The sequence below is a fragment of the Sheuella amnicola genome (genome assembly GCF_010499255.1).
GTDB lineage: Bacteria > Pseudomonadota > Gammaproteobacteria > Burkholderiales > Burkholderiaceae_B > Zwartia > Zwartia amnicola.
The window spans coordinates 250022-262214 of record NZ_JAAGRN010000003.1; the positions used below are offsets into that span (position 1 = coordinate 250022).

At 50.3% G+C, this 12193-nt stretch carries 12 protein-coding genes and 1 tRNA gene; 6 read left to right on the plus strand and 7 right to left on the minus strand.

Annotated features, from left to right (window positions below):
* Nucleotides 1-128 precede the first annotated feature (128 nt).
* Both G3I67_RS05975 and G3I67_RS05980 read left to right on the plus strand, forming a co-directional pair.
* Complete coding sequence (locus tag G3I67_RS05975) at nucleotides 129-689, plus strand: hypothetical protein (RefSeq protein ID WP_163652539.1); 561 nt, start codon at nucleotides 129-131, stop codon at nucleotides 687-689.
* 21 nt (nucleotides 690-710) lie between these two features.
* Nucleotides 711-1208, plus strand: coding sequence for a hypothetical protein (locus G3I67_RS05980; RefSeq protein ID WP_163652541.1), 498 nt, complete (start codon nucleotides 711-713; stop codon nucleotides 1206-1208).
* Between the two features lie 84 nt (nucleotides 1209-1292).
* Here G3I67_RS05980 and pssA read toward each other — a convergent pair whose 3' ends face one another.
* The 5 genes from pssA to G3I67_RS06005 all read right to left on the minus strand — a co-directional run bounded on the left by pssA (nucleotide 1293) and on the right by G3I67_RS06005 (nucleotide 6112).
* Nucleotides 1293-2054, minus strand: a complete 762-nt coding sequence (gene pssA, locus G3I67_RS05985) for a CDP-diacylglycerol--serine O-phosphatidyltransferase (RefSeq protein WP_163652550.1) — start codon at nucleotides 2052-2054, stop codon at nucleotides 1293-1295.
* A 7-nt stretch (nucleotides 2055-2061) separates the two neighbouring features.
* Complete coding sequence (locus G3I67_RS05990) at nucleotides 2062-2721, minus strand: phosphatidylserine decarboxylase (protein ID WP_163652552.1); 660 nt, start codon at nucleotides 2719-2721, stop codon at nucleotides 2062-2064.
* A 76-nt stretch (nucleotides 2722-2797) separates the two neighbouring features.
* On the minus strand, nucleotides 2798-3814 hold the full coding sequence (gene ilvC, locus G3I67_RS05995) for a ketol-acid reductoisomerase (RefSeq protein ID WP_163652554.1): 1017 nt from the start codon (nucleotides 3812-3814) through the stop codon (nucleotides 2798-2800).
* A gap of 77 nt (nucleotides 3815-3891) precedes the next feature.
* Nucleotides 3892-4383, minus strand: a complete 492-nt coding sequence (ilvN, locus tag G3I67_RS06000) for an acetolactate synthase small subunit (RefSeq protein ID WP_163652563.1) — start codon at nucleotides 4381-4383, stop codon at nucleotides 3892-3894.
* 10 nt (nucleotides 4384-4393) lie between these two features.
* Nucleotides 4394-6112: an acetolactate synthase 3 catalytic subunit gene (locus G3I67_RS06005; protein WP_163652565.1), complete on the minus strand. Its 1719-nt coding sequence runs from the start codon at nucleotides 6110-6112 to the stop codon at nucleotides 4394-4396.
* Nucleotides 6113-6193: 81 nt separating this feature from the next.
* Between G3I67_RS06005 and G3I67_RS06010 the strand changes: the two genes are divergently transcribed.
* The 3 genes from G3I67_RS06010 (at nucleotide 6194) to G3I67_RS06020 (ending at nucleotide 9581) form a co-directional block, all read left to right on the plus strand.
* Nucleotides 6194-6442, plus strand: a complete 249-nt coding sequence (locus G3I67_RS06010; protein ID WP_163652567.1) for a hypothetical protein — start codon at nucleotides 6194-6196, stop codon at nucleotides 6440-6442.
* A gap of 68 nt (nucleotides 6443-6510) precedes the next feature.
* A complete protein-coding gene (locus G3I67_RS06015; RefSeq protein ID WP_163652569.1) occupies nucleotides 6511-8742 on the plus strand; it encodes an FUSC family protein in 2232 nt (743 codons plus the stop codon).
* Between the two features lie 56 nt (nucleotides 8743-8798).
* Entirely contained in the window at nucleotides 8799-9581 is a 783-nt protein-coding gene (locus tag G3I67_RS06020; RefSeq protein WP_163652572.1) for a 3-hydroxybutyrate dehydrogenase, read from the plus strand.
* 21 nt (nucleotides 9582-9602) lie between these two features.
* Here the strand turns inward: G3I67_RS06020 and G3I67_RS06025 are convergent, their stop codons facing one another.
* On the minus strand, nucleotides 9603-10772 hold the full coding sequence (locus G3I67_RS06025; protein ID WP_163652574.1) for a DUF3734 domain-containing protein: 1170 nt from the start codon (nucleotides 10770-10772) through the stop codon (nucleotides 9603-9605).
* Nucleotides 10773-10790: 18 nt separating this feature from the next.
* Entirely contained in the window at nucleotides 10791-11561 is a 771-nt protein-coding gene (gene yaaA, locus G3I67_RS06030) for a peroxide stress protein YaaA (protein WP_163652577.1), read from the minus strand.
* Nucleotides 11562-11667: 106 nt separating this feature from the next.
* Here yaaA and G3I67_RS06035 point away from each other — a divergent pair.
* A tRNA-Ser gene (locus G3I67_RS06035) sits at nucleotides 11668-11757 on the plus strand.
* Nucleotides 11758-12193: the final 436 nt, after the last annotated feature.

Sequence of the window (12193 nt, forward strand, 5' to 3'; positions counted from 1 at the left end):
GTGAATGGATTAAAAAACAACTAAATACACTTTACAGCCGCAGAATTATAGCCGATTAGCTAAAATCCTCCTACAAGACCACCATTCAGGCTGCTTCAGGTGGTGCGAAACACTTTACGCGAGCAAACATGAGCACGTCATTATTTCAGTTTCGTAGTCTAGCTTTACGTTCGCAGCACCAAAGAATCACCTTGACAACTCTAAAAATAGCTTTAATTGCCAGCTTAACGGGATGTGCCTCTGTCAGTAGTGTTCCAGCCGGCACGCCTGTTTCGACTGTTATCCAACAGTTCGGCAAACCCGCTGTTCACTGTAAGAGCCGTAACAATCTGCCACGCTTAGTCTGGACTTCCCAGCCCAGTGGTGAAACAGCCTGGGCAACCGAAGTCTCTACACAGGGCCTGGTCAATGGCTTTGAACAAGTTTTGACTGATGCCAAATTTTCCCTATTAAGCAATCCGGGATGGACCAAGGATATGGTCCACTGTGAGTTCGGTCCACCTGCTGAAATCCAGAATCTAGGGTTTTATGACAAACATACGGTCTGGACCTATCGTTATATGAGCGAACGTCTTGGACATGCGATGATGACTATTACCTACGGCGATGACGGCATCACCGTGATCCGCCACCGGGCCATATTTGATTCGGTCATGGGCGAAGCCGCACGGGGATATGGTCCGAATTGATTTTTTATTTAAAGGCTTTGTATGCGTAAAGTTCTATTTACTCTTGGGCTGATCGGCGCAATCAGTGGCTGCGCCAATATAACCGCCGTTCCTGCAGGCACGCCGGTTACCGAAATCTTGCAAAAGTTCGGTGCCCCAACTACCGAATGCCCTCTACCTGACGGATCAAACCGCATGATTTGGAGCACCCAGCCAAGTGGGCAGTATGCATTCGGGGGAAATGCCTCCAAGGCGGGTACTCTAAACGGTCAGATACAACAAATCCTGACCGATGCGCATTTCGAGGTTTTGCGCCAAGGCAAATGGACTCAGCAACAGGTTTTATGCGAATTCGGTCCGCCGGCAAACATCGAAGGCGTAGCTAAAGACAATGAAATCGTATGGTCTTACCGATACAAGCAATCAAGTGTTTGGCCATCACTGATGTACGTCTATTTTGATTCCAAGGGTGAACAGGTCACTCACTTTCATCCCGGGCCAGACCCATGGTCTCTGGGAGACGGCGATCGAGTGCACTAAAGATGCGCTAAAGATGTACTAAAGATGTACTAAGAATAAGACCCTAGGATTTGTTGACGCAAATCCAGGGCTTGGAGCTCTTTTTTAGATCGAACGTCTGCTCAGGCTACGGGCTCGCTTGTAGCGCCATAGCCATACGCCCCATCCGGACAGCCCATAAACGATAAATAATGCAAAAAGCACCACCGGTGGATTGCTCGAAATGAAGACGAAACCGGCGACAAAAACCAGGATGACCCAAAAAGGGACACTGCGCCCAAGCGCAAAAGATTTGCCGCTGTAAAACGGCAAATTCGTCACCATGGCGATACCGGCATAAATGGTGATTCCAAACGTAGCCCATGCCAGGATTTCTTTTGGAATCTGAAGGCGGTTATCAACCACAAGCCAGACAAAACCTGCTACTAACGCAGCAGCGGCAGGACTGGGCAAGCCTTGAAAAAAACGTTTATCGACAACCGCAATGTTCGTATTGAAACGCGCCAGTCGTAAAGCTGCACCGCAGACATAAACGAAGGCAGCGAGCCAACCCCAGCGCCCAAGATCGTGCAACATCCACTCGTAAACAACCAATGCCGGAGCGACACCGAATGAAGTCATGTCAGACAGGGAATCATATTGTTCCCCGAATGCAGATGTCGTATTGGTGAGTCGAGCCACGCGCCCATCCATACCATCCAGCACCATCGCGACGAAGATCGCAATCGCAGCCATTTCAAAACGGGAGTTCATTGCCTGAACCACCGCATAAAACCCGGCAAATAAAGCCGCGGTTGTGAATGCGTTAGGCAATAAATAGATACTGCGATGACGCAACTCGGGATCACGATGAGGCTGATTGGACATAGGCACCTCAGGAAATCGTTTCAGGTAATTCTGCCAGAACCGTCGTCGTCGCGCTGACTTTGTCTCCAATAGCCACCCGCGGTTGCGAACCGGGCGGCAAGTAAACATCGACTCGCGATCCGAATCGGATAAAACCATAACGCTGGCCGCGCGACAAAACATCTCCGGCCTTGGCGTAACAAAGGATTCGCTTGGCGACTAAGCCGGCCACCTGAACCGCCGTTACGATGTGGCCTGCAGGGGTACGAAGCACCATGGCATTTCGTTCGTTTTCAAGGGAAGCTTTATCGAGCGCGGCATTAAAAAACTTGCCAGGAAAGTACTTGACGCTCAGAACCTCGCCATCCACAGGACTGCGATTGCTATGCACATTGAAGACATTCATAAAAACACTGATTTTCAGTGCGTCGCGGTTGCCATAGGGGTCTTGTGTATGTTCGACCACCACAATGCGGCCATCAGCCGGCGAAAGCACGGCATTCGGCTTGGTAGATCCGGATCGAGCCGGGTCACGGAAAAACTGCAAAACAAAAACGGCAATAACCCAGAATGGAATCGACCATCCAGGGGAAATGTAACTAACTAGCAAAGCGATCGCGATGGCGCCTGCAAGAAAAGGCCAACCCTCGCGGGCAATGATGGGGTGAGGATAGTGTGGTGTATTCATATAAAGCAAAGATTAACCCAAAAAAACACGCCCCGAAGAATTCTTCGAGGCGCGCTTGGGGTGAACTGACAAAGTCTTAGTTCTTGGTCTTATCAACCAGCTTGTTCGCTGCAATCCAAGGCATCATGGCGCGCAGCTTGGCACCGACCACTTCGATTTGCGATTCAGCGTTGATGCGACGGCGCGATGTCAGCGCAGGTGCACCAGCCTGATTTTCGAGAATGAATTGCTTGGCGTATTCACCGGTCTGAATGTCCTTGAGGCACTGGCGCATTGCTTCGCGGGTCGCCTCGGTTACGACTTTAGGTCCGGTGACGTATTCGCCAAACTCGGCGTTGTTCGAAATCGAATAGTTCATGTTGGCGATGCCGCCTTCATAGATCAGGTCGACGATCAACTTAAGCTCATGCAAGCATTCGAAATAAGCCATTTCAGGCGCATAACCTGCTTCGACCAATGTGTCGAAACCAGCCTTGATCAGCTCAACGGTACCACCACAAAGAACAGCCTGCTCTCCGAACAAGTCAGTCTCGGTTTCTTCACGGAAGTTGGTTTCGATCACGCCGGCACGACCGCTACCGATTGCGCAAGCATATGACAGGGCGACATCACGTGCGGCACCGGATTTGTTTTGGTGCACGGCAACCAGAGCGGGCACGCCGCCACCTTGGGAGTAGGTGCCACGAACGGTATGGCCAGGCGCCTTGGGGGCAACCATGACAACGTCGATGTCTTCGCGAGGCACAACCTGACCGTAATGGACGTTAAAACCGTGAGCGAAAGCAAGTGCTGCGCCCGGCTTGATATTGGCGTGAACGCTTTCGCGATAAACCTGGGCAATGTTCTCGTCAGGCAAGAGCATCATGACCAAGTCGGCCGATTTCACGGCGTCGGCGACTTCGGCAACCTGCAAGCCGGCATTGGCGGCTTTCTTCCAGGATGCGCCATCTTTGCGCAAACCAACCACAACCTTGACGCCGGATTCATGCAAATTCAGTGCGTGTGCGTGACCTTGCGAACCATAACCGATAATGGCAACGGTTTTACCTTTGATCAGGGACAAGTCACAATCTTTATCGTAAAAAACCTTCATTCTGAGCTCCAGATTCTTTGTAAGAGGAATGCTATCAATCGTTAAAAAAAGACCGTTTTGATTTGAACAAGCAGCGATCAAAGCTTGAGAATACGTTCACCGCGACCGATGCCGGAAACGCCAGTGCGGACAGTTTCCAGAATCGCGCTACGGTCTAGCGCATCAATAAAAGCCTGAATTTTGCTCTGGTCACCCGTGAGCTCGATCGTGTAGGCCTTATCTGTTACATCGATGATGCGACCGCGGAAAATATCCGCCATCCGCTTCATCTCTTCGCGCTCCTTACCGACCGCGCGCACCTTGATCAACATCAGCTCGCGCTCCATGTGCGGGCCTTCAGTCAGATCGACAACCTTGAGGACATCAACCAATCGGTTCAGGTGTTTGGTGATTTGCTCGATCACATCATCAGACCCTTGAGTCACCAAAGTCAAACGCGACAAAGTTGCATCTTCGGTTGGTGCGACAGTCAATGTTTCGATGTTGTAACCACGAGCTGAAAACAAACCCACTACACGCGACAAGGCGCCAGGTGCGTTTTCCATCAGAACGGAAATAATATGTTTCATGGTGGTCTCCTTACAGATCTTCAGAGCCGAGCAACATTTCTGTCAGACCACGACCGGCTTTCACCATCGGCCAGACGTTCTCCGATTGATCGGTAATGAAATCCATGAACACCATGCGATCTTTCAATTTGAAGGCCTCGCGCAAAGCGCCCTCGACATCGGCCGGTTTATCGATTCGCATGCCGACATGCCCATAGGCCTCAACCAGCTTAACGAAATCGGGCAGCGCATCCATATACGATTCAGAATAACGCGAAGAATAATCGATCTGCTGCCATTGGCGCACCATGCCGAGATATCGATTATTCAAACACAACACCTTGGGTGTCAGATGGTACTGACGACAAGTCGACAGCTCCTGAATGTTCATCTGGATGGAGCCTTCGCCTGTGATGCAGGCGACCGTTGCGTCCGGATTCGCCATTTGCACGCCCATGGCGTAAGGCAAACCGACCCCCATTGTTCCGAGTCCGCCAGAATTGATCCAGCGACGCGGCTTGTTAAATCCATAGTACTGAGCGGCCCACATCTGATGCTGACCAACGTCTGATGTCACAAAAGCATCACCGCCTGTGACTTCCCACAACTTTTGAACAACATATTGCGGCTTAATGACTTCAGTCGAGTTCTCGAATTTCAGGCACTGTTTTGCGCGCCAAACTTCGATTTGCTGCCACCACTTGGCGAGCGCATCCTTGTTTTGGCGAGCCTCAAGCGCAGCGGCCTCGTATTGAGCAATCAGATCGACCAGCACGTCCTTCACATTACCAACGATTGGCACATCGACTTTGACGCGCTTGGAAATCGAAGAGGGATCAATATCGATGTGAATGATCTTGCGGGGATTCTGTGCAAAATGTTTCGGGTTGCCGATCACACGATCATCAAAACGCGCACCCACTGCGATCAACACGTCGCAATGCTGCATTGCCATGTTGGCCTCGTAAGTGCCGTGCATACCGGGCATGCCGACATACTGCGAATCGCTAAACGGATACGCTCCCAAACCCATCAAAGTATTGGTGCAAGGTGCCCCCATCAACTTGACCAGCCGGGTCAATTCAGCCGAAGCATCCGACAGGATGGCTCCGCCACCGCTGTAAACCATTGGGCGTTCGGCCTGTAAAAGCATCTGAACAGCTTTCTTGATTTGCCCCTGATGCCCTTTCACCACAGGGGTATAAGAGCGCAACACGGGCTCACCCTTGGGCAAACTGTATTTGCAGTGTGCAACCGTAATGTCTTTAGGGATATCGACCAGAACAGGACCGGGACGACCGCTGCGGGCGATATAGAAAGCCTTGCGCATGGTGTCGGCCAGATCCTTGATATCGCGGACCAGAAAGTTGTGTTTGACGCAAGGTCGTGTGATACCGACGGTATCGCACTCTTGAAACGCGTCTTCTCCGATTGCATGCGTGGGAACCTGACCGCTGATGATAACCATCGGGATCGAGTCCATGTATGCAGTTGCAATACCGGTTACGGCATTAGTCACGCCCGGACCACTGGTCACCAGGCAAACGCCCACTTTGTCGGACGAGCGGGCATACGCATCAGCGGCGTGAACTGCAGCCTGCTCATGCCTGACCAGAATATGTTTGAATTTGTCTTGCTTGTAGATTGCGTCGTAGATGTAGAGTACTGATCCACCTGGGTAACCGAAGACGTGCTCTACGCCTTCTTCAGCCAGACAACGCACGATGATATCCGCGCCATTGAGTTCCATAAATCATTCCTTTCATTACCGGCATTGCCCATCAGACTGTCATCCTGGAGAGGACCACTGAACCGCGACGGAAACTGCAACATGACCCGACGTTTTCAGACTCACGGAGTCTGGCCACTCGGACACCTTGCCAACCCGGCGCGCATTCGCCATCAGGCTTTGCACGCACCCAACAGGGGTGCACTGGATCGAAACGGACGTGACGTCCACACGCTTTTGGCGGGGGCGACACAAAAGTTTGCGATAGCGTGCGCTGGTGAAGCCCTGTCAGGGACCAAACCGGGGGGTGACCCGTACTGCGCAGCAGCCATTGCACAAAAAAATGTTTGACTTTTTTGCACGAATCTTACACTTTAACGTTTTGTGCGAAGCAGCGCAAATCGCCACCAGGATGCCGGATGAATTTCAGTGTTAGTCAACTGCAGCGCTTTATATATAGCCACCACTTCTATAGCGGGGTCAGACGAGCAGCTGGAACACTTTTGCCTATTCTGGTGCTTGGCGGAATATTTGGCATGTACGCGACAGGCCTGGTGGCGACTTTTGGCGCCCTATGCGTGGCTTTTATCGATCAACCGGGCCCGCATGAGCATCGCATCCGGGAAATGTTCGGTGGCGCACTGCTAGGTGCAATCACAGTTGCCATAACCGGCCTTGCCTCTTCCCACCCGCTGCTGATCTGGCTGGCGGTTATCGGACAATGCTTCTGGTTTTCAATGCTATCGGTCTACGGCAAAAAAGGGGGACAGATCGGATTCGCATGCTTGCTGTTGATGACAGTCACAATGCATTCCCCCCTGTCATATGACGAAGTATGGGTCCATACGCTGACATCATTCGGCGGGGGCCTGTTCTACACCTTGTTCAGTTATTCGATCAGCCGACTCATGATCATGCGCGAAAAAGAACAAGCTCTTTCTGTTGCCCTATTCGCGACTGCAGACTACATCGCCAGGCGAGCTGACATGTACAACCTGAATATCGATCTTGATCAGGGCTACCAGAAACTCATCGTATGCCAGTCGGACATGACAGAAAAGCATCAGGCTGCGCGCGACATGGTACTGCGAGGACTGACCAGATCACATACGCAAAAAAACTCGCGTCGAATCATGCTCTGGAACCTGTTTGTCGAAATGATTGCCATTCTCGACACACTGGTTGCGACACGCACCGACTATGCGTTACTCAGGCCAACGCTTGCAAAATCCGATGCGCTTGTTTTCATGCGCGATGCTTTATACAAAATGTCGCTTGATCTCGAACACATCGCACTGGCTGTGTCGCGTGAAAAACCCGTGCTTCACCGCAGCAGCGTAAAAGCAGAACTGCGTGCGCTAGAGTACGAAATCGAATTAATGCATAAAACCGACTTCCCAACGCGCGAGCCTGATGTCTACCGACTCTGCGTTGAAATTCTGCGACGCCTGCGAAATACCGCGAGAACCATTGACAGAATGGTTGAGACCACCCATGACTCAAGCAAAGCCAAACCACTGCATGCAATTGAAGTGAATAATTCGCTTGGCCATTTTCTTTCGCGCAATCAATTCAGAATTGGCATGCTGACCAGCAACCTAAGACTGGACTCGCCATTTTGTCGATATGCGCTGAGGGTTGCGTTAGCTGCAGGGGTAGCCATGGTCCTGTCCAACATGATTCCTGCATTGGCGCGCCAAGGATATTGGATTCTACTGACCGTGCTCATTATCATGAAGCCCGGTTTCGCATTGACGCGCCAGCGCAATGCATGGCGGTTAATCGGCACACTAATCGGTTGCGCAGCCGCATTTGCAGTCCTCTTTAGCGTCCACCATGAAACGGCGCTATTTATTCTTATGCTGGTCGCCACCATCATTGGCGGCAGTCTGCTGCAAATTAATTACATGGCGGCATCGGCCTTCAACACGACTGCCGTATTGCTTGCGTTTCATTTCCTCGATCCAGCCGCAACGACTGTGATTGGCGATCGCGCAGTCGACACATTGATTGGTTCGCTAGTTTGTTTTGCCTGTAGCTATTTTCTACCTTGGTGGGAAGCACAATACATGCCCTCCTTGGCGAAGGCTGCCATTTCCGCAAATCGGACCTACCTGCAGGCCGGATTGAATTATCTGGCCGTACTAGATCAGTCCGGTCACAATCACCAATCACCTGAAGTGAAACACGCGGATCTGCTTTGGCGACTTGGGCGTAGAAATGTGCATGTCGCATTCAGCAATTTTGCCGAGGCGTTTTATCGCATGATGCTTGAACCGAAGTCCAGGCAAAAACATGTGCCGGCTTTCAATAGCCTATTGATTCAAAATCATATGCTCGCGTCGCAAATCGCAGCGGTGATGAATATTCTATTCACAATGACAAAACCACCAGAAGATCTGATTGCACACATGGAAGAGCTTGTCTCGGTCTTAACGGTCAAACAGAAATTCGAGATGGGCAATCTCACGACAGAAGTGGGCATTCCTCCCCTACCCCCATCAATCACTAATAATCAATACCCCGATTTACTTTATCCCGTAAAGCAACTCCAACGATCTGTTCAAGGGCTTTACGAGGACATTCGGATAATCAAATCGGATCAATCTCAAAACGGATTGTCAGCAAACAGTCAAGCTGTTGCGGTTTAATCCAGTTAAACTTTTTGAATTGCACAATCTTTTTACCTTTAGAGTAGGAGCTGGTCATGTCGTTAAAGGATAAGGTCGCACTGGTTACAGGAGCCGCAAGCGGTATCGGTCGCGAATGCGCCATCACAATGGCCCGCCAAGGTGCCGCACTCGTCATTGCCGACCTCAACAAGGAAGCGGCTGAGGTAGTTGTTAAAGAGATCGTTCAAGCCGGCGGCCGGGCAATCAGTGTGGTGATGGATGTCACGAATGAGGCCGCCGTAACGGCCGGAGTGCAGGCTGCCGTAGACAAGTTCGGTAGCATTGATGTTCTGGTTTCAAATGCGGGAATTCAGATCGTGCACCCGATCGAGGACTTTCCCTACGAAGACTGGAAGAAAATTATCGCCATCCACTTGGATGGATCCTTCTTGACCACCAAAGCCGCTATTAAACACATGTACGACAGCGGCAGAGGCGGTGCGATCATTTACATGGGATCAGTTCACTCGCATGAAGCATCAAAGCTCAAATCAGCATATGTCGCCGCTAAGCATGCTCTTCTAGGCCTGGCACGTGTTGTCGCCAAAGAAGGCGGTCCTCGTCGGGTACGCGCCAACGTGGTGTGTCCCGGCTTTGTGCGCACCCCTTTGGTTGAAAAGCAGATTCCGGAACAAGCGAAAGCTTTCAATATCAGCGAAGCCGATGTAATCAAAAACATCATGCTTAAAGATACTGTCGACGGCGAATTCACCACGACGGCAGACGTTGCAAACACGGTCGCATTTCTGGCGGGCTTTGAAACAAATGCATTAACAGGCCAGTCCATCACCGTCAGCCACGGATGGTCGATGCATTAATCCACTTGACGCATGCACCGTCTATTGATGACGGTGCACGTCATATGTGACAAAGTTCTCGCCTGGCGGCGGCATATCAAGACATTTCGGATTATCGAGTGTTCTGCTCAAATCTTGATAGCCGGTCGTCCAATGATGACGCATGGTTTCGTGACTAAACTCGAAATCCTTGTAATGCCCCGCAGTTGGCTTGTTTTTATAAATCAAATGGATGCAGTTGTACCGCGCTCCGTACATCGCTTTTTCGACTTGATCAAACCAGGGATCGGTTTTACGGACCGCTTCCGGAATGCGCTCAATGACATCCCAAACCGTTTGACGCAATCGCTGCATCTCTTGGATATTGTTGGTCACACCACGCGTACGGCTTGAGTAACGTATATCTTTTTCACGCTCCAACACTTCAAAAATATCCGTGGGCAGCTTGCCTACAGCGCTCCACAAATCAACCTGAAAAACCAACGTATCCTTGCGCGGCTTATCGTTGATGATGTACTCAAGCGGAGTATTCGATACGCAACCGCCATCCCAATAAAACTCGCCATCAATTTCGATCGCTGGAAATCCGGGAGGCAATGCTCCTGACGCAAGAATATGTTCAGGGCACAACTTCATATCCGAATTATCAAAATATACGAAATTGCCGGACCGAACATTGGTTGCTCCGATTGAGACCCGCATTTCACCGCTATTGATTCGATCGAAATCCGCGAATCGTTCAAGCGTACTAATCAAAGGTGAGGTGTCGTAAAAACTGATCGTACCGGGAGACCCGGCACCCGGTGCCATAGGTCTCGGAACAAAAAATCCGTTTTGTCCCTGCATAATGGTTTGCGTTGCGGCAAATGAGCCAAAAAAACGCTCTGCGCTTGCTTGTGTCATGTCGCGTACAACATGCGCATAGGGCCCAAACATATTCACAAAGTTATCGACCGTATTTTGCGCAATCGACGGCGGCTGACAAATCGTTTCCCAGAATGCCCTAAGTTTTTCGACGCGTTTTTCGGGTGCATTACCTGCGATGATAGCGCAGTTCAGCGAACCTATTGAGATTCCGGTCACCCAATTCGGGTGAATATTGGCTTCATGCATGCACTCGAACACACCTGCCTGATACGATCCCAGGGCTCCACCCCCCTGAAGCACCATTGCAATGCATGGATAAGGGGGGATACGAAACGATTTTTTCATATAGATAGTTCAGATCGGTTAAGCGGCACGGCGAAATACCAATTTGTCGTCTGACGATACAGATGGTGTGTACACGTAACCTTCACTATCGAACTTCTTAAGTTGCTCAACCTTGGTTACCCTAGTCTCTATGGCAAAACGCGCCATTAAGCCACGCGCCCGTTTAGCATGAAAACTGACCACCTTCCAGGCATCGTTTTTTCCATCCTGAAACACACACTGCACCACTCTTGCATTCAAGACTTTGAGGTCAACCGATTTGAAATATTCTTCAGATGCCAGATTAATGATCGTCGGCGCCTTGTCGTCAGCAAGTCGTTCATTAAGATATGGCGCCGTTGTCTCTAGCCAAAACTCATAGAGATTCTTGCCGCGAGGATTTTCCAATCGCGTTCCCATCTCCAGGCGATATGGCTGCATCAGATCCAAGGGACGCAAAACACCATATAAACCGCTCAAAATCGCGATATGCTCCTGAGCCCAGAGCAAATCCTTCTCTTTCAAAGAGCTTGCGTCCAACCCTTCATATACATCGCCATTAAATGCCAGAATGGCCTGACGGGCGTTTTCTTGAGTGAATGTTGGTCTCCAGGCTGCATAACGCTCGGCATTTAACTTTGACAGTGCCGGGCTCAAATCCATTAATTCGCCAACCTCTTGTGGCGACAATTCTTTAAGCACCTTAATTAATTGAGCGGCTTGTTTCACAAAAAGCGGCTGTGTATGCGTTTGAACGGGTAAAACCGAGTCGTAATCCAGTTTTTTGGCAGGCGAAAGCAAAAAAAGCATGAGAGCAGTCTCAGAAAAAGGCACCCATAGAGTTTAGCGGGATTACGTGACTTTCCAATATGCGACTTTCTGCTAGAATGTCGGACTTGACCAGAAATCTGGCTGCGGAGAGGTGGCAGAGTGGTCGAATGTACCTGACTCGAAATCAGGCGTGGGTGCAAATCCACCGTGGGTTCGAATCCCACCCTCTCCGCCATGCACCTCGCCAAGAGGCTCATGAAATATAGAGATACAAGTTTAGTCAGCTAGTATCCCACCACTTCTGCAGTCGTTAAATCACACATAACGCACGTAAGTACTGTCTGACAGTATTGATGTGAGGTCTTGTCTTGAAGCAACGTACACCCAATTGACTTTTTAATGCCCCCCATCCCTTGCTGTTTTTTCGACATGCAATTGGCTTACCCCCACTCCCCGAATTTAGTTTGATGGTACCTACGGTATTACTTGCACTGGATTTTGCTCGAATGACAACTAGTTTAGAGTTTTGCTTTTTCGAGTAATTGAGCAGCTGAATCGCTACTAGTTATGTCAGTTGTATTGAGCGTTACTTCCTGCCCTACTTTGGCGACAGGCAATTTGAACAGCTGACTCATCAGGACATCTTAGACTTTGAACTGTGGCGTGACAGG